General features: G+C 38.7%; 16 protein-coding genes, 1 other RNA gene and 2 pseudogenes. 5 read left to right on the top strand and 14 right to left on the bottom strand.

Annotation, left to right across the window (positions count from 1 at the left end; genetic code table 11):
• Positions 1 to 27: 27 nt before the first annotated feature.
• Positions 28 to 489 carry an Lrp/AsnC family transcriptional regulator gene (locus tag DV424_RS01655; RefSeq protein ID WP_005629427.1) on the bottom strand — a complete coding sequence of 154 codons (462 nt, stop codon included), beginning with the start codon at positions 487 to 489 and terminating at the stop codon, positions 28 to 30.
• 118 nt (positions 490 to 607) lie between these two features.
• Between DV424_RS01655 and rarD the strand changes: the two genes are divergently transcribed.
• The gene (gene rarD / locus DV424_RS01660; RefSeq protein WP_192880623.1) at positions 608 to 1,498 is read left to right on the top strand and encodes an EamA family transporter RarD; all 891 of its coding nucleotides are present in this window, start codon (positions 608 to 610) and stop codon (positions 1,496 to 1,498) included.
• Between the two features lie 30 nt (positions 1,499 to 1,528).
• On the opposite strand, the pseudogene DV424_RS09050 reads toward rarD, so the two are convergent.
• From DV424_RS09050 to DV424_RS01695, 7 genes and pseudogenes are all read right to left on the bottom strand, one after another.
• Positions 1,529 to 1,920 (bottom strand): annotated as a pseudogene (locus DV424_RS09050) (IS3 family transposase); the annotation flags it as partial.
• Between the two features lie 33 nt (positions 1,921 to 1,953).
• A pseudogene (locus tag DV424_RS09080) lies at positions 1,954 to 2,238 on the bottom strand (IS3 family transposase); the annotation flags it as partial.
• Positions 2,239 to 2,348: 110 nt separating this feature from the next.
• Positions 2,349 to 2,687, bottom strand: coding sequence for a helix-turn-helix domain-containing protein (locus DV424_RS01675; RefSeq protein WP_118858847.1), 339 nt, complete (start codon positions 2,685 to 2,687; stop codon positions 2,349 to 2,351).
• Between the two features lie 81 nt (positions 2,688 to 2,768).
• Entirely contained in the window at positions 2,769 to 5,339 is a 2,571-nt protein-coding gene (clpB, locus tag DV424_RS01680; protein ID WP_118858848.1) for an ATP-dependent chaperone ClpB, read from the bottom strand.
• Between the two features lie 128 nt (positions 5,340 to 5,467).
• Positions 5,468 to 6,031 (bottom strand): 5-formyltetrahydrofolate cyclo-ligase, encoded by a 564-nt coding sequence (locus tag DV424_RS01685; RefSeq protein WP_118858849.1) that lies wholly within the window; start codon positions 6,029 to 6,031, stop codon positions 5,468 to 5,470.
• Between the two features lie 17 nt (positions 6,032 to 6,048).
• A non-coding RNA gene (gene ssrS, locus DV424_RS01690) (6S RNA) lies at positions 6,049 to 6,246 on the bottom strand.
• A 246-nt stretch (positions 6,247 to 6,492) separates the two neighbouring features.
• A complete protein-coding gene (locus DV424_RS01695) occupies positions 6,493 to 6,795 on the bottom strand; it encodes a cell division protein ZapA (RefSeq protein ID WP_118858850.1) in 303 nt (100 codons plus the stop codon).
• Between the two features lie 148 nt (positions 6,796 to 6,943).
• Here DV424_RS01695 and polA point away from each other — a divergent pair, with 148 nt between their 5' ends.
• From polA to DV424_RS01710, 3 genes are read left to right on the top strand one after another with little or no spacing between them, the layout of a single operon-like run.
• Positions 6,944 to 9,751, top strand: coding sequence for a DNA polymerase I (polA, locus tag DV424_RS01700; protein ID WP_118858851.1), 2,808 nt, complete (start codon positions 6,944 to 6,946; stop codon positions 9,749 to 9,751).
• A gap of 11 nt (positions 9,752 to 9,762) precedes the next feature.
• Entirely contained in the window at positions 9,763 to 10,077 is a 315-nt protein-coding gene (locus DV424_RS01705) for a cupin domain-containing protein (protein ID WP_118858852.1), read from the top strand.
• Between the two features lie 18 nt (positions 10,078 to 10,095).
• The gene (locus DV424_RS01710) at positions 10,096 to 11,400 is read left to right on the top strand and encodes an L-cysteine desulfidase family protein (protein WP_118858853.1); all 1,305 of its coding nucleotides are present in this window, start codon (positions 10,096 to 10,098) and stop codon (positions 11,398 to 11,400) included.
• 115 nt (positions 11,401 to 11,515) lie between these two features.
• Here the strand turns inward: DV424_RS01710 and DV424_RS01715 are convergent, their stop codons facing one another.
• The 4 genes from DV424_RS01715 to folA all read right to left on the bottom strand — a co-directional run bounded on the left by DV424_RS01715 (position 11,516) and on the right by folA (position 16,058).
• Positions 11,516 to 12,277: a HugZ family heme oxygenase gene (locus tag DV424_RS01715; RefSeq protein WP_046950549.1), complete on the bottom strand. Its 762-nt coding sequence runs from the start codon at positions 12,275 to 12,277 to the stop codon at positions 11,516 to 11,518.
• Positions 12,278 to 12,676: 399 nt separating this feature from the next.
• Positions 12,677 to 14,209 (bottom strand): DHA2 family efflux MFS transporter permease subunit, encoded by a 1,533-nt coding sequence (locus DV424_RS01725; protein WP_118781778.1) that lies wholly within the window; start codon positions 14,207 to 14,209, stop codon positions 12,677 to 12,679.
• A 9-nt stretch (positions 14,210 to 14,218) separates the two neighbouring features.
• Positions 14,219 to 15,391, bottom strand: coding sequence for an EmrA/EmrK family multidrug efflux transporter periplasmic adaptor subunit (locus DV424_RS01730; RefSeq protein ID WP_118858854.1), 1,173 nt, complete (start codon positions 15,389 to 15,391; stop codon positions 14,219 to 14,221).
• Positions 15,392 to 15,575: 184 nt separating this feature from the next.
• The gene (gene folA, locus DV424_RS01735) at positions 15,576 to 16,058 is read right to left on the bottom strand and encodes a type 3 dihydrofolate reductase (RefSeq protein ID WP_118858855.1); all 483 of its coding nucleotides are present in this window, start codon (positions 16,056 to 16,058) and stop codon (positions 15,576 to 15,578) included.
• Between the two features lie 101 nt (positions 16,059 to 16,159).
• Here folA and proB point away from each other — a divergent pair, with 101 nt between their 5' ends.
• Positions 16,160 to 17,263 carry a glutamate 5-kinase gene (proB, locus tag DV424_RS01740; protein ID WP_118815719.1) on the top strand — a complete coding sequence of 368 codons (1,104 nt, stop codon included), beginning with the start codon at positions 16,160 to 16,162 and terminating at the stop codon, positions 17,261 to 17,263.
• A 113-nt stretch (positions 17,264 to 17,376) separates the two neighbouring features.
• On the opposite strand, the gene ftsN is transcribed toward proB, so the two are convergent.
• Both ftsN and DV424_RS01750 read right to left on the bottom strand, forming a co-directional pair.
• Entirely contained in the window at positions 17,377 to 18,165 is a 789-nt protein-coding gene (gene ftsN / locus DV424_RS01745; RefSeq protein WP_118858856.1) for a cell division protein FtsN, read from the bottom strand.
• A 175-nt stretch (positions 18,166 to 18,340) separates the two neighbouring features.
• On the bottom strand, positions 18,341 to 18,943 hold the full coding sequence (locus DV424_RS01750) for a cytochrome c3 family protein (protein ID WP_118858857.1): 603 nt from the start codon (positions 18,941 to 18,943) through the stop codon (positions 18,341 to 18,343).
• Between the last annotated feature and the right edge of the window lie 2 nt (positions 18,944 to 18,945).

Genomic DNA, 18,945 nt, shown 5'->3' on the forward strand with positions numbered 1-18,945 from the left:
GGAAGATCAAAATTTACCGCACTTGTTCTATAAGATAATTCCACTATCTGCTTTGGTAAAATTCATTACAAATAAACTTTTATAAGTTCTTACATGAAATTCACCCGTCAATACTCGACGTGTGAATGCGTGATAGCTTTCCATATCTTTTGCATGGAGTAGCAACATAAAATCATAGTCCCCTGAGATTTCGTAACAGCTCACCACTTCGTCTTCTTGACGCATTTTCCGTTCAAATTGCTCTTGATAATAAGAGTGTTGATTATCCATCTCAACCATGACAAATACGCTAATCGTACGCCCAACCGCTTTTGGAGAAACGACTGCAACACGTTTTGTAATAACGCCCGAATCAGTTAATGCTTGTACACGTCGTTGACAGGTTGCAACGGAACTATTCACTTTCTCTGACAGTTCTTTTAACGGAATCATGGCATCTTGTTGTAATACATTCAAAATATGACGATCTAATTTATCCAGTGTTTGCATAAGATAATTTCTCAAAAATATGACTATTGAGAAAAATATTATCACAATAAAAATAAAGTTGAGATTTTTTATTGTCTTGAGATTTTATAATAATCATATTGATGAGATGAGGTCTAATATGAAAGTAGTCACTCAAGGCGTATTATTGTGCATTTTTTCACAATGTTTATTTGGCATATTGTATCTATTTAGTATATGGCTCCAACCACTTAGCGGAACGGATGTTTTTGCGTGGCGTATGTTAACCATGATCTTTGGGTTACTTTTAATTTTATTCCCGACTATTGGTTGCTGCTCTCTTTTGTCTCTTATCACGATAACTTTAAGAAAAAGTTGGACGCGTTGGATTTTATTTTTACTGGGGACATTAGATGCGGGAAGTCAATTCTGGCTCTTTATGTGGGCACCGCTAAATGGCGAAGGGATAAATATTGCGATGGGATATTTTCTTTTTCCGCTGATTATGGCTGTTTTAGGATGGGCTTGGTTAAAAGAACGTTTATCATTTATTCAGAAAATCGCGCTTTTACTGGCTGCCTGCGGTGTTGCACATGAATTATGGCACACTCAAAGTTTTTCATGGACAAGTTTGTGGGTTTGTACGGTTTATCCATTTTATTATCTAAGCCGTAAATGGATGAAAATCCCTGCTCTACAAGGAATTACATTGGATATTATTTTAATTTCGATTCCTTGCTTTATTTATATTCTTTCTCAAAGCGATACACTTTCTTTAGTTACGCAAGAATATCGTTATTGGTTATTGCTACCAGCACTTGGTATTGTGAGTGCGATTTCGCTTTCAGCCAACTTAAAATCTAGCCAACAAATTCCAGTCAGTATTTTTGCGGTATTGAGTTATATCGAACCCATATTGCTTTTTTTAATAGCTGTCTTTGTGCTGGATAACCAAATAACCACAAGCGACTATTTTACTTATGTGCCTATTTGGTTAAGTCTCATTGTGATTGGCACAGAAGGTCTTTTAAACAAAAATAAAGTGCGGTGAAAATTGATCTGACCCCAAAAAGTTAGACTGTTATTTAAAGGATTGTTTTCGATATTGTATCGGACTCAGTCCTTTTAATTTTAATTGAATCCGTCGGTGATTATAGTAATCCAAATAATCCCTGACAGCATCAACTATCTCTTCTTTTGTTTTAAATTCCCGACCATAAAAACATTCCGTTTTTAATCGCCCAAAGAAACTTTCCATCGCGGCATTGTCCAAGCAATTCCCTTTTCTCGACATACTTTGAATGATGCCATGTTCAGCTAAAATTCGACGATAAGCTACCATTTGATATTGCCAGCCTTGGTCTGAATGTAAAATAACACCACAAGCTTTGTTTAATCCTTTGACAGCTTGCATTAATATGTCCTCTACTTGCGCCCAGTTTGGAGAATACTGAGGTTATAGGAGACTATCTCATTGTTAAATAAGTCTAAAATTGGGGATAAATAGACTTTACTCCCATCTTTCGCTTTAAACTCCGTGATATCTGTCACCCACTTTTGATTCGGGCCGGTTGCCGTAAAATCACGCTCAAGACGATTTGGGGCAATAGGTCCCAGCGTACCTCGATAGGTCGTAAATTTCTTGCTTTTTCTTGACCGCACTTGAAGTCCGAGTACCTGCATTAAACGTTGGACTTTTTTATGACTCACGCCTGGCAAGTAGGCATGAACACGTCGGTAGCCATAATCAGGATGATTGGCTTTGATGCGTTGAATGGTCTTTTTCAACAACTCATCCTTATCCGGTTTAATCTGAAGTTTCGCAAAAAACGTACTACGCGCTAACTGTGCAAAGCCTAAAAGCCATTTTAACGGATAGCGTATTCTTAACCTTTGGATAATTACCGTTGCTCGGCTTCGTCCTGAAGTCTGAGCCTTCTCAACTCCTTTAGGTAGGCTACTTCCGCTTCAAGCTGTAAAATTCTCAAACGTAAACAGTCTTCTTCAGTTTTGGGTGGCGATGGCATTTTTGCATATTTGGGTTTCATCGGCGGTCGTCCTGATGGTTTACGGGGAATCAGTCCATTTATGCCACTTTTTTCAAACCATTTCAACCATGTCCCGACTAGGGCGTTGGAAGGAATATTGTAAAAACGAGCAGCTTCTCTAATACTCATTTTCCGATTCAAAATAGGTTGGAGAGCCTGTAATTTAAATTCGATTGTGTAGTGTTTACCCATAAAAAAATCTGCACCTCAATTGTTGGTTTGTTGAGTCCAACTTTTGGGGTGCAGATCAATTTTACCGCACTTTTTTAACACCTATTGTCTCGCTTGAACTTCAGCGTTGGCGTAATCAATGGTAACAACCTTACCTGGTAATAACGCACCAGATAGAATTTGTTGTGCCAAGCTGTTTTCGATCTCTTGTTGAATTGCACGTTTCAATGGACGCGCACCATAAATTGGGTCGTAACCCACTTCACCAATGAAATCTAATAAAGCGTCGGTAAACACTAATTCATAGCCACGAGTTTCCATACGTTTTGCTAAGCGTTCTAATTGGATACTTGCAATCGCACGAATATTCTCTTTACCAAGTGGATGGAATACCACGGTCTCGTCAATACGGTTGATAAATTCCGGACGGAAATGTTGGCCTACTACAGACATCACTAAGGCTTTCATTTCGCTATAGCTTTCGTCTTTATTACCTTGGATTAAATCAGAACCCAAGTTAGAGGTCATAATTACCACGGTATTACGGAAGTCCACGGTACGACCTTGCCCGTCAGTTAAACGACCATCATCTAACACTTGCAACAAGATGTTGAACACATCTATATGGGCTTTTTCCACTTCATCGAGCAAAATCACCGAATATGGACGACGACGTACCGCTTCAGTTAAGTAACCACCTTCTTCATAGCCGACATAACCTGGAGGTGCACCAACTAAACGAGAGACACTGTGTTTTTCCATAAACTCTGACATATCGATACGCACCATCGCATCTTCACTATCAAATAAGAATTTAGCCAAAGTTTTGCAAAGCTCTGTTTTACCTACACCTGTTGGCCCTAGGAACAAGAAAGAACCAATTGGGCGATTAGGATCAGAAAGACCAGCGCGGCTACGACGAATCGCGTTTGCTACCGCATCAACCGCTTCTTCTTGGCCAATCACTCGTTTATGTAGTTCATCTTCCATGCGCAAGAGTTTTTCTTTTTCGCCTTCCATCATTTTTGATACTGGGATGCCTGTAGCTTTAGAAAGCACTTCTGCGATTTCTTCATCTGTGACGCGATAGCGTAAAAGCGTCATTTCTTTTCCCTCGCTGGTTTCAGCTTGCTCGAGTTGCTTTTCAAGAGCAGGGATGCGGCCATATTGCAACTCTGACATTTTAGCTAAATCACCCGCACGGCGAGCTTGTTCTAGTTCGGTTTTTGCAGTATCTAATTCTTGTTTAATATGTTGAGAGCCAGAAAGTGCTGCTTTTTCAGATTTCCACACTTCTTCAAGTTCAGCATATTCACGTTCTTTTTCAGCCAATTCTTTCTCTAACATTTCTAAACGTTTGCGACTTGCTTCGTCTTCTTCTTTTTGTAACGCCTGTTGTTCCAATTTTAGTTGGATAATACGACGTTCAAGACGATCAAGCGGTTCAGGTTTAGAATCTATTTCCATACGAATGCTAGACGCAGCTTCATCGATCAAATCAATCGCTTTATCCGGTAACTGACGATCGGAAATATAACGATGTGAAAGCGTTGCTGCTGCTACGATTGCCGGGTCAGTAATATCCACATGGTGATGGATCTCATAACGTTCTTTCAAACCACGTAAGATCGCAATAGTATCTTCTACACTAGGCTCGTCCACAAAGACTTTTTGGAAACGACGCTCAAGTGCGGCATCTTTTTCGATATATTGACGATATTCATCTAACGTGGTTGCCCCCACACAGTGCAATTCACCGCGCGCTAAACTTGGTTTTAATAAGTTACCCGCATCCATCGCACCATCGGTTTTACCCGCGCCGACCATAGTATGAATTTCATCAATAAAGAGGATAACGCGACCTTCTTCTTTCGACAGTTCATTGAGAACCGCTTTTAAACGCTCTTCAAATTCACCACGATATTTCGCACCAGCAATCAACGCCCCCATATCTAATGAAAGTACGCGTTTATTTTTCAAACCTTCTGGCACTTCACCATTTACAATGCGTTGTGCCAAGCCTTCTACAATCGCCGTTTTGCCCACACCTGGCTCACCGATTAATACTGGATTGTTTTTGGTACGACGTTGTAATACTTGAATGGCTCGACGAATTTCTTCATCACGCCCAATGACAGGATCAAGTTTGCCACTTTCTGCACGAGCAGTTAAATCAATCGTATATTTTTCTAATGCTTGTCTGCTTTCTTCTGCATTTTGATCATTCACGTTTTGTCCCCCTCTAATTTGCTGAATGGCTTGCGAAATTTGCTCTTTTTTCGCACCGCACTTTTTCAAAATATCGCTGAGCGATCCTCGTTCTTCTAAAGCTGCAAGCAAAAACAATTCGCTCGAAATAAATTTATCTTGGTTTTGTTGTGCAAATTTATCGCATAGATTGAGTAAATTAATGAGCTGGCGTGAAAGTTGTACATCACCGCCATTGCCAATAACCTGTGGCAATTTATTTAGTTCAGTCTTTAATTCATTACGCAATAAAGCCACATTTACGCCACTTGTAGTTAAAATTGGCGCAATAGAGCCACCTTGTTGATTTAACAGTGCGGTCAATAAATGCACGGGTTCAATAAATTGATTGTCTTTTCCGATAGCAAGTGATTGTGCTTCACTTAAAGCTTCTTGGAATTTTGTCGTAAATTTTTCAATGTTCATACACTTTCCTCAATTTGGTTTTGGCTTTCGCCGTTTGCCCAAATTAAGTAAGATCGTTTGAAAGGATTTCAAGAGAAAAAATGAAATATTTTTTATTTTATCTATCAATAAAAATTTGATGATAGGTTTCAACCCACAAAAATATCGAATAGTGGCACATCCCAATGCTCAGTGGGAAGATTTTCTACTTGCTGACATTGATGCGCTAAACCAACTGGAATAAAAGACTTATTTTGCCAATTCTGCAACGTGCGATCATAAAATCCACCGCCCATACCAAGGCGATTTCCCTGTTTATCAAAGGCCACTAACGGCGTAAATAAAATATCCAGTTCATTTAATGGCAAAACATTTTGAACATTCAGCTTTGGCTCCCAAATAGCAAACTGATTTAGTTTCATTGGTGTATCAGGTAAATAGCGTAAAAACAATAAATGATATTTAGTAAAAGGATGTAAAACAGGTAAATACACATTTTTATTTTGCATCCACAGGGATTGGATTAAGGCTTTTGTTGAAATTTCGCCATCAAAAGAAAAATATAATGCAATATTTTGGGCTTGTCGTTGCTCGATAAGATTTAACGCCTGTTGAGTAACCGATTGTTCAGCTTGGGACTGTTGAAGTGCGGTTAAATTTGCGCGTATTTTTCGGATTTCAGCGCGGATTTGCTGGCGTTTTTGAATATTCATAGATATGAAAGAAGAAGATAGGACCCAGAGTGCCGCTGCGGGCAGTAGTCCTTGAACCCGACGGTTCAAGGAAATCAGTTGATACCGTTTTCAGGTTTCTTAGCCCAATGAACGAGTCAAAGGTTAAGCCTACACACCAACGATAGGAAACCAATTTATAAGATTTAAAGTATCGGCTCAGGGACATAGCCTACTGACGAACACTCTAGGTAATTCTTATGAGTTTATACTAGCCCAAATTCTCAGTATTGACTAGCATTTATTTGTCAAATTTAACGAGTTGCTTATAAAACAACAAAAGAGTGTGATAACACAAATTAGTTTTGGGTATTTATTGATCTTGGAAAGAAGAATCTAAAGAATATGGCGGTGACTTAAGTGATTTTTAACTGATTGCGCTGAATTAACTACATATTTTAATTTTGAAAAAATCTCAACCGAATTTCACCGCACTTTCCAATTTAATATTGTTCTTTATTTACACGGATATTTTCTAATGAATGATCTAATTGTTGGATACCCGTTCTCAATACCTCTTCAATTTTAGCCGCTTTATTTTTTTCTTGGCTTAATTCAAAACTCAAATTAAGCGCCACAATAGAAAGCACACGATCAAGCTGAATAAGACCGGTCTTTTCTTTCATTTCAGAAACCAATATATCTAAATTACGGGCAGCTTGGCGCAATAATTCTTCTTGTTCAACAGGCACGTTTAAACGTAAGACCTGACCCAAAACTAAAATTTCGACCAATTTTAACGGCATTTGATTTCCTTAAATTAAATATTTGAGTGGCTGATATTATGCCATAGCAAAAAACATTCGTCACAAATTTTACATTGAATCCGCCGTTCGCTCATCACCATAAATTACGCTATAATGCCCGCATTTTTCAGTTTAAAACGAGATTTTTATGGCCCAAATTGCAACAAATCCGCTTGTATTAGTGGATGGTTCTTCTTATTTATATCGTGCATTTCATGCCTTTCCTCCTTTAACCAATGCAGCAGGTGAGCCAACGGGTGCGATGTATGGCGTTTTAAATATGTTAAAAAGCCTCATCTCACAAGTACAACCCACTCATATAGCTGTTGTTTTTGATGCAAAAGGGAAAACATTTCGTGATGAAATGTTTGAACAATATAAATCTCACCGCCCACCAATGCCTGATGATTTACGCAAACAAATTCAGCCTTTGCATGATATGATTCGTGCACTGGGGATTCCGCTTTTAGTGGTGGAAGGTGTTGAGGCGGATGATGTGATCGGCACGCTCGCACTACAAGCATCTCGTTTGGGTAAAAAAGTGCTCATTAGTACTGGTGATAAAGATATGGCACAGCTAGTTGATGACAATATTATGCTCATCAACACCATGAATAATAGCTTATTGGATCGCGAGGGCGTGATTGAAAAATACGGTATTCCACCTGAACTCATCATTGATTATCTAGCACTCATGGGCGATAGTGCAGATAACATTCCGGGTGTTGCTGGCGTTGGCGAAAAAACCGCACTTGGTTTACTACAAGGTATCGGAAGTATGGCTGAAATTTATGCCAATCTTGAAAAAGTAGCAGAATTGCCAATTCGTGGTGCCAAAAAACTAGGTGAAAAATTATTAGCGGAAAAAACTAATGCCGATCTTTCTTATACATTAGCAACCATCAAAACGGATGTTGAACTTAACGTGACAACAGATGAATTGTTACTTGGAGAAAGTCAAAAGGATCAACTCATTGAATATTTTGCTCGCTATGAATTTAAACGCTGGCTTAATGAAGTGATGAATGGTGCTGACTCCATAACCCAAACCACTGAACAGCCAGTGAAAATGAACCAGTATCAAGCGACATCACCAGCTCAAAATTCGGTGGGAAATAGTGCGGTGGAAAATACACCTAAAATTCAAATCGATCGTACAAAATATGAAACCTTACTCACTCAAGCGGATTTAACACGCTGGATTGAAAAACTCAATGCAGCAAAACTGATTGCAGTCGATACTGAAACAGACAGCCTTGATTATATGTCAGCTAATTTAGTGGGAATCTCTTTTGCTCTTGAAAATGGCGAAGCTGCTTATTTACCATTGCAATTGGATTATTTAGATGCACCAAAAACACTCGAAAAATCGACCGCACTTGCCGCTATCAAACCCATTTTAGAAAATCCTGACATTCACAAAATTGGACAAAATATTAAATTTGATGAAAGTATTTTTGCCCGTCATGGCATTGAATTACAAGGTGTTGAATTTGATACGATGTTGCTTTCTTATACGCTAAATAGTACGGGTCGTCATAATATGGACGATTTAGCTAAACGTTATTTAGGGCATGAGACTATCGCATTTGAAAGCATTGCAGGAAAAGGGAAAGGCCAGCTTACGTTTAATCAAATTCCATTAGAACAAGCCACAGAATACGCGGCAGAAGATGCTGATGTGACAATGAAATTACAGCAAGTGCTGTGGTTGAAACTGCAAGAAGAACCAACGCTTGTTGAATTATATAAAACAATGGAATTACCATTACTTCATGTGCTTTCTCGTATGGAACGTACGGGGGTTTTGATTGATAGTGATGCCCTCTTTATCCAATCTGACGAAATTGCAACAAGATTAACCGCACTTGAAGAACAAGCTTACGAATTAGCAGGTCAGCCATTTAATTTGGCCTCCACCAAACAATTACAAGAAATTTTGTTCGATAAACTTGGGCTACCTGTTTTACAAAAAACGCCAAAAGGTGCGCCATCAACGAATGAAGAAGTATTGGAAGAATTAGCCTATAGCCACGAATTACCAAAAATTTTAGTCGAACATCGTGGGTTGAGCAAACTCAAATCCACTTACACGGATAAACTGCCTCAAATGGTCAACTCACAAACAGGCCGAGTACATACCTCTTATCATCAAGCGGTGACGGCGACAGGACGTTTATCATCTAGCGATCCAAACCTACAAAATATTCCGATTCGAAATGAAGAAGGTCGTCGTATTCGACAAGCATTTATCGCGCGAGAAGGTTATTCTATTGTCGCCGCTGACTATTCTCAAATTGAGTTACGCATTATGGCTCATCTTTCCGGCGATCAAGGTTTAATTAACGCCTTCTCTCAAGGCAAGGATATTCACCGATCCACGGCAGCTGAAATCTTCGGTGTATCATTAGATGAAGTCACCAATGAGCAGCGTCGTAATGCTAAAGCGATTAATTTCGGCTTAATTTATGGGATGTCCGCCTTTGGACTTTCACGCCAACTTGGTATTTCCCGTCCTGATGCACAAAAATACATGGATTTATATTTCCAACGTTACCCTGGCGTACAGCAATTTATGACCGATATCCGAGAAAAAGCGAAAGCACAAGGCTATGTGGAAACGCTATTTGGTCGCCGTTTATATTTACCTGATATTAATTCTAGCAATGCAATGCGTCGTAAAGGAGCAGAACGCGTAGCGATCAATGCACCGATGCAAGGCACGGCTGCGGATATTATTAAACGAGCAATGATTAAACTTGATGAAGTCATCCGTCACGATCCAGATATTGAAATGATTATGCAAGTACACGATGAATTAGTGTTTGAAGTGCGGTCAGAAAAAGTAGAATTTTTCCGTGAGCAAATTAAACAACACATGGAAGCCGCTGCTGAATTAGTTGTTCCATTGATTGTGGAAGTGGGTGTTGGACAAAATTGGGATGAAGCGCACTAAGGAATTTAGCCATGAATAAAGTTATTCAAAGTCGCCACTTTACGGCAGAACGTGCCTGGGGAGCCCTTGATATTACCAATATGAATGGTATTTCGGTGCGTCTTCACTGGACAAATAAACCTTACAAATGGCATATCAATGACGGTGAAGAAGTCTTTGCTGTCATGGATGGTACGGTGGAAATGCGCTACAAAGAATATGGTCAAGAGAAAGCCGTATTGCTCCATACGGGTGATATTTTTTATGCGGGTATCGGTACCGAACATGTTGCTCATCCACAAGGTGAAGCGCGTATATTAGTCATAGAGAAAGAAGACAGTATTTAACAAATTAAAAAGAATTTTATGAATCAAGAAAGACTTAACGAAATTGAAAAACCATTACTCCACATTGTTAAACATGATGTTGTGCCAGCCCTAGGCTGTACTGAACCCATTTCTCTTGCGCTCGCATCTGCTACAGCGGCTAAATATTTAGGCAAAACACCTGAACGTATTGAAGCTAAAGTATCACCAAACTTAATGAAAAATGGATTGGGTGTTGCAGTGCCAGGAACAGGTATGGTGGGATTACCTATTGCTGCGGCAATTGGCGCATTGGGCGGTAATCCAGATGGTGGTTTAGAAGTATTAAAACATATTACGCCAGAACAAGTTATTGCCGCTAAATCTATGCTTGAACAAAAATTAGTGAGTGTAGATATTCATCAAACCGAACATATTTTATATTCAGAATCAACATTATTTGCCGATAATGATTACGTGAAAGTAGCCATTCAAGATCAGCATACTAATATTATTTTGATCGAAAAAAATGGCGAAATCCTTTTTCAGAAAGTGGAAGATGAATGTACTAATTGCGATCCCTATGAAGTTTTTAAACAAATTAGTGCACGCGAAATTTTTGAATTTTCCAATGTGGTTGAATTAGAAAAAATTCTTTTTATTCGTCAAGCGGAAGAGCTTAATCGAGCGCTTTCAGATGAAGGTTTGCGAGAAAATTATGGCTTGCATATTGGTCGCACGTTGAGAAAACAAGTGGGTAGCGGTTTAATTTCTGATGATTTGCTAAGCAAAATTATGATTGAAACCACAGCCGCATCAGATGCAAGAATGGGCGGAGCAACTTTGCCAGCGATGAGTAATTCTGGTTCAGGTAATCAAGGGATCGCAGCAACAATGCCTGTTGTCGTTGTTGCAGATTATCTCAAGGTGAGTGAGGAAAAACGAATCCGCGCACTTTTCTTATCCCACTTAATGGCCATTTATATTCATAGTAAATTACCAAAACTCTCCGCACTTTGTGCTGTAACTACGGCATCAATGGGAAGTTGTGCTGGTATTGCTTATTTACTCACAGGTAAATTTGAAACAGCTAGCATGGGCATCTGTAGCATGATTGGCGATATTAGTGGCATCATCTGTGATGGCGCCGCCAATAGCTGTGCCATGAAAGTCTCCACTAGCGTTGCTTCAGGCTATAAATCGGTACTTATGGCAATGGATGAAACCCATGTTACTGGCAATGAAGGTATTGTCGAACATGATCTTGATCGAACCATTGATAATCTCTGCGCTATTGCATCAAAAAGTATGCAACATATCGACAGACAGGTTATTGAAATCATGGTGAGTAAACCTTGTCCTTAACGAAAATAAAGTGCGGTGAAAAATAAAGAAATTTCAATTTCATTGGCATTTATCGTAAACAAAAGGGTTGAGTATAAATTTATACTCAACCCTTTATCTTCATTAAGAGACGATATTATTTATCGCTTTCTTTTTCATGTGGATTGCCTTTGACACCAATATGAGAAATTTCCCCATTAGCATCAATCAAATAAGCTTGGCCAAAACCTCTTACAAAACGACCTGTTCCAAATGTAAGTTCAACTAAATCAAAATCAGTAAATTCACGAATCGTTTTAATTCCGCCCACATCATTCATAGTTTCCGCTAATTTATCTAAAACTTTTTCAACAATTGGATCTTCACGAGGAATAAAACGTGCACTAGCCTTGTAACGTAAACGAGTACGTACAATGATAGATTTCGCTTTGCTTTCATCTTCTAAAAACATCACTTCTACTTGATTAGGATTACGTTTTAAATTGTCATAATGCTCTGCGATGGCACTGATATAAATATAATATTTTCCATCAAGCGAAATAATTGGCGCATAAGACGCCATCGGTAGGCCATCTTTATCTAAAGTGGCAAGCACACAGCTTTTAAACTCTTGACGAAATTCATCAATTTTAGCTTTGATACGATCGTAATTTGCAACTGGTTTATTTTCTACACAAAGATTGATTATTGCTTGCTTAATTGAACCTTCGTCAGCTTGTTGTGGAAATTCCACGCGTAATGTTTTGCCGCCATTATATTTAAAATCTAAACCACCAAAATCTACATTAACTAATGTCACATCCGTAATTTCATTTACGCCACCAAATTTTTTACAAAGAGCAGCCATATCATCTTGGTGATGATCATTCATGTGAGTGATAATTCTATTGAAATCCATTTTTGTTCCTTATATTTACGATTAATCTAATTATTCTACGGATTCTCTTCCGTGAGGAATAATGTTGAGCATTATACTCAAGTAAAATATATTTAACAAAAAAATAACATTTAAATAATAAAAAACAGAGCTATTTTAACGTACGCTGGCTGAAACAGCTGCGTTGTAAGGGTTGCCCTTGGCTTAATGCGTGAGAGTTTCAACACACAGCCGCCCGAAGGCGGCTGCTTCCCATCTGACAAGCAATTTCCTGCGCACCGAATACCCGAGTAAACTCCGCCGCTATTTCACCAACATTGACCGAATGGCTTTGTAAGGTTTGCCAATGTTCGTAATGTCAACAACATTTACATTGATACATTTTGAGGTTAAATCATTCAAATTTTGAATAATATGATACTAATGACGCCCGCCAAAAGGTGGTTTTGCAAACCAAATCACAATAAACAATCCTAAGAATCCCATAGCTGATAGCCAAAATATTTCATTTGCGCCAATAATAAATCCTTGCGATGTTATTTGTTGAGCGAGGTAAGCTGAAGTTTGGGTATCACTTAAACCAAATTGATTCATTTGATGGTAAAAACTTTGGGAAATTGGATTATAAGGATTAATGTGTTCTGTTAATTGAGTATGGTGAACAGCCTCACGGTTATACCACATAAATGTGGTTAAAGATGTCCCAACAGAACCAGCTAGAGTTCTCAAGAAGTTAAATAAGCTAGAGGCGGAAGCCATTCTATGCGCAGGCAAGCCAGACAACGTTATTGTGGTAAGTGGCATAAAGAAACAGGCCACAGCCAAACCTTGCACTAATTGTGGTAAAGCCACATCAGCAAAAGTCATTGATGGCTCGAAAGTCACCGCTCGCCAATAAAATGTTATTGCATATACAATAAAACTTATCGTCACTAAAATTCGCATATCGATCTTATAACCGAAACGTCCAATAATCGGTGAAAGTAAAATAGGGAATAATCCAACTGGGGAAGCCGCAAGCCCTGCCCACGTCGCAGTATAATGGAAGACTTGCTGTAGCAAGAGCGGAATTAATACCACAGAACCTAGATAAATCAAAAAGGCTAAACTAGTACATAAACACCCTACGCTAAAATTACGAGAATGGAAAAGAGAAATATCAACCACAGGATTGTCATCTGTCAATTCCCAAATAACCAAGGCAATCAGACAAACGACAGCCACAACGGCTAATATAATGATTTCATTAGAATTAAACCAATCTTGCTCACGCCCCTGATCAAGCATTAATTGCAAACATCCCACGCCTAAGACAAGTAAAACTAAACCGACTTTATCAATAGGTTGATGAACAATTTCACTTTCTCGGCTACCTAAAATCTTCCAGCTGATTAGCACAACTAATAAACCAATCGGAACATTGATGAAGAAAATCCATCCCCAGTGGATATTATCACTAATCCATCCGCCTAAAATTGGGCCAAAAATAGGCGCTACCACAATGGTCATCGACCAAAAGGCTAAAGCCATTCCTCGTTTTTCGGGTGGATAATTATTTAATAATAAACTTTGCGAAAGAGGGATCACTGGGCCTGCTACAGCACCTTGAATGACGCGAAAAATAATTAATGCCTCAAGACTATCTGCAATCCCACAAAGCCAAGAAGATACAACGAATAAAAAAGTTGAGACTAAAAATAACCGCACTTCGCCAAAACGTTTTGCTAACCAACCTGTTATTGGAATAGAAATCGCATTTGCCACACCAAAAGAAGTAATTACCCACGTACCTTGACTAAAAGATGCGCCAAGATCGCCCGCAATAGTGGGAATCGCCACATTTGCAATGGTAGAATCTAATACCTGCATAAAGGTGGCGAGAGATAAAGCCAGCGTCAATAAAATCAGAGCGCCACCTTGAATAGGTGGGAATTTTTTTGCGGAATTGTCCATAACGCCGCCTTAATGGCTGTTTTGCTGAATGATAGATTCGATCAAATCTTCTACCGCACTTTCATCATATTTAAGTGTATCAGTAGCAAATAAAGTTTTCGGTTCTGATTTTTCTCGTAGCATTGGGCCAGATGAATCTGCAATTCTTACTTTGGCCGTTGCAGAAAGACCAATTCTCAATGGTGTTTCTACAAATTGTTGTGGATCTAATTTAATTCGCACAGGTACACGTTGCACCACTTTAATCCAGTTACCCGTAGCATTTTGTGAAGGTAAAAGTGAAAACGCATTGCCAGTCCCCATTTCAATACCATTTATCACGCCATCAAATTCTTTATTTTTACCGTATAAATCAAAATGAATTTTCACTGGCTGGCCAATGCGCATATTCGTTAATTGGGTTTCTTTGAAGTTAGCTTCTAACCACATTTGCTCATTAGATACCACCGCCATTAACGCGCCGCCCACTGAAACAGCTTGCCCAACTTGAGCATTACGACGCGCCACATAGCCATCAATTGGACTTCTAATTTTTGTACGTTGTAAATTTAACCAAGCCTGCTTGAGTGAACTCATTGCGTTCTGTATTTGCGGTTGTTGACGTAATGGAACGTTACTCAATAAAGCCTGATTAGCAGCTAATTGGTTTCTAGAGGAATTTAAATTTGCTTTGGAAAGCTCGACGGCCTCTTTTGCGTGTTGGAAAGATTCTTTATCAATTGCACCCATTTTTTCAAGTTGAACTCGGCGTGCCAAATTGCCTTGTGCTTGAGCTAAAGAAATTTCATTGGCGTGCACAGCTGATTGTAATTGCTGCACAGTAAAACCTAGCTGTTCTACCTGACGCACAGCATTGGCGAGATTACTTTTGGCCTGTTCGAAACTAAGTTTCGCATTCGTATCATCCAATTCAACTAGAATATCACCTGCATGGACTTTATCCATATTGTCAGCATTAATCTTCGCTACATTACCCGCAACTTGTGATGACACCATCACTTGATTTCCACCCACATAAGCATCTTCTGTTTCTTCAAAATCCTTCAAGAAGAAAAACCAATACAAAGCACAAGCAATACCAATAATAAGCAGGAGAAGAATAAAAATGCTTAAGCCTTTTTTACGGTTCGTTTTATTTGATACAGATTTATTTGATGGGTTTTCAGTTGCAGTTTGCGTCATAATGCCTTCCCTAAGCTGGGATAATGTTTAAAAATGAGATATTTGAGATAACCTTTAAAACTATCAAAAATAAAAAAATGAAGGCTCATTATGAAACTTTAAAAAGGGGAACTCAAGGGAAATCATCATCTCTTTATTTTCTAGATTAATGAATGCTCTAAAGATATGGTCTCATTAATTTGATTTATTTTCGTGTAAGAATCAAAAATCGACAATCATAGCGATTTTGTTCATCCGCCTTACGATATTCGTCAAATTCAATTTTCCACTCATCCCAATTCAATTGAGGAAAAAAAGTATCACCATCTAGTTCTGCCTGAATTTGAGTAAGGTATAACTTATCTGCTTTCGGTAAATATTGTTTGAATAACTCTCCCCCACCAATCAACATAATTTCATCAAAATCTCTGACAAAATCTACCGCACTTTCAAGACCATCTTTCCATACCACACCTTCGTGTTTAAAAGGCTGGCGAGAAAGTACGATATTGGTCCGTTTAGGTAGCGGGCGACCAATACTTTCAAACGTTTTACGCCCCATGATGACAGGTTTGCCCGTCGTGTTCTGACGAAACCATGCCAAATCAGCAGGCAAGTGCCAAGGCATTTGGTTATCTTTACCAATCACGCTATTTAATGTTGTTGCCACAATTAAACTAAATGTCATAAATCCCCCTAAAATTTGCCGTTACTATACCTGATATTAGGTGATTTTTCATTGATTTAGTGATAACGTTAATGCCAATTTTAAGAACTTTGGAAACGACTATGAATAAAAAAACAATCGTAGTGAAATTTGGTACAAGTACCCTAACACAGGGTTCGCCAAAACTGAATTCACCGCATATGATGGAAATCGTTCGTCAAATTGCAAAACTGCATAATGATGGATTTCGTATAGTGATCGTTACTTCAGGCGCTATTGCAGCGGGTCGCCATTATCTGAATCATCCTCAATTACCACCCACTATTGCCTCAAAGCAACTACTTGCAGCGGTTGGTCAAAGCCAATTAATTCAGGCTTGGGAAAAATTATTTGCTATTTATGATATTCATATCGGACAACTTTTATTAACTCGTGCCGATATTGAAGATCGCGAACGTTTTTTAAATGCGCGAGATACTTTACATGCACTTTTAGATAACCACATTATTCCTGTAATTAATGAAAATGATGCGGTGGCGACCGCAGAAATTAAAGTGGGCGATAATGACAATTTATCCGCATTAGTCGCTATTCTTGTTCAGGCAGAACAGCTTTATTTATTAACTGATCAACAAGGTTTATTTGATAGTGATCCGCGTAAAAATCCTGAAGCGAAATTAATTCCAGTTGTAGAACAAATCACTGATCACATTCGCTCAATCGCTGGTGGTAGTGGGACTAATCTTGGCACTGGTGGAATGATGACCAAAATCATTGCTGCCGATGTTGCGACTCGCTCTGGAATTGAAACAATTATTGCACCAGGTAATCGTTCAAATGTAATTGCAGATCTTGCTTATGAACAAAATATTGGTACAAAATTTATTGCACACCAATCTGATCGATTAGAAAGTCGCAAACAATGGCTTTTCGCCGCGCCATCTGCTGGCATTATCACCGTTGACGAGGGGGCTAAAAACGCTATTCTTGAACAAAATAAATCCTTATTACCCGCTGGCATTATTAACGTAGAAGGGCTTTTTTCGCGTGGTGAAGTAGTCAAAATACGCACTCAATCGGGTAAAGACATTGCGCTAGGTATGCCACGCTATAACAGCGATGCCCTACAATTAATTAAGGGCCGAAAATCAGCAGACATTGAGAATGTTTTAGGCTATGAATACGGTGCAGTCGCAATGCATCGTGATGATATGATTATTTTGTAATAACCCTTAATGAAAAAATCCCAACTAATTGCACCGCACTTTTAGTAGGGATTTTTTTATTTCAATGATAGAGATCTAATGTATCAAGATAACTCAACAATGTTAGATTAGCATCACATGCCAATCACAACACAATCTGCCACACTTTTGGCTTTACTTTGCGCTTGCACTGCGGCATCTCGACTAGCAAATCCACCAACACGAACACGGTTCCATTCACCATTCACTTGCACTTGTGCATTTAAACCAGTCATTGATAAGCGTCCTTGCAAATTTTCAGCTTGCGCTCTATTTTTGAAAGCGCCACATTGTAAACCGAATTTTTTACCACCGTTCAAATTATCTGTAGTTTTAGGTTGCTCAACTTTTTTAGCAGTATCAATTTTAGGCTGTTCTTGTTTTTGTGTAGATTCAGGTTGCACTGTTTCTGTTTTTACTACTTCAGACTTTTTCGCTTGCTCTACTTTTTGCGCTACTTGCACTTGTTGAGCTTTTGTCATTTCTTCCACACGTTGTTTCTCCGCTAATTTACGCGCCTCTTCTGCTGCTTGTTGTTCTTTTTCCATTTGCACTAAAACTTGGCGTTGTTCTTCGGTTAAGCGCATATTTTGCTCTACGCTTGTAGGTTTATTATCAACAGGAACAGTTCGAGTTTCTAATGCTTTGATATAACTCCAAACTTCCTCCGGGCGATTAGGTAAGACACTTTTAGGTTGCGTTTTTTCTTGTTGTGTCGCAGCCTGTTGCACTACAGCTTCGCTATTTTTATTTTTCAACAAATAAAGCCCTACGCCAAAAGCCAACACAATGACTAAAGCGAGGATGAGCAGAATGTTCTTATTCTTTTTTGTTTTTTTCTTATTATTTGAACCGCGACGTGCGGCAAAATCTCGGTGAGCCACAATAAATTCCTAAATTTGAAATGATATTTTAATAATTCAACAAAACTTGCTAAGTTTACTGAAAAATAGGCTTTAAATAAAGACTAACATCAATAGATTATCTTGTATAAACACAAAATAAAAATACCGCACTTATTAGCTAAGCGCGGTATTTTTTCACAATATTTTGAGAAAATTATTTCTCGTCTTTGAATCCTGACTCAACGCCACTCATATCAGGTAATTGGTGTGCAATACCTTTGTGACAATCAATACAAGTTTTACCTTCAGTCTTCATTTTTTCATGCATACGTGCAGCCACAGAACGTTGATCGTTGAAGTTCATACGATCTACTTTATGACAGTTACGGCATTCTTTAGAATCGTTAGCTTTCATACGAGCCCATTCGTTTTCAGCCATTTCTAAACGATGCGCATTGAATTTTTCTAATGTATCCACTTTTCCAGTATAGTGCGCATATACTTCTTTCGCCGCAATAATTTTACGTTTCATTTTAGGGCCAAATTCATGCGGCACGTGGCAGTCTGGACAACTTGCGCCCACGCCTGTACGAGTTTGATAATGCACGCTATGTAAATATTCTGGATAAGCATCTTGCATATGGCAGCTTGCACAGAACTGTTCAGTGTTGGTTTTTTCTAAACCATAATTAAAACCAACCCAAGAAAGAATACCGCCAATAGCCGATAAGATAATAATCGTACCTATCGCCATACGGCTTGGTTTTCTAAACCATTGCCAGAAACGTTTTAAGATATTTGGTTTTTTCTCAGACATAT

Origin of the sequence: Haemophilus haemolyticus, assembly GCF_003493605.1 — a bacterium.
In the GTDB taxonomy this organism is placed as follows: Bacteria; Pseudomonadota; Gammaproteobacteria; order Enterobacterales; family Pasteurellaceae; genus Haemophilus; species Haemophilus haemolyticus_J.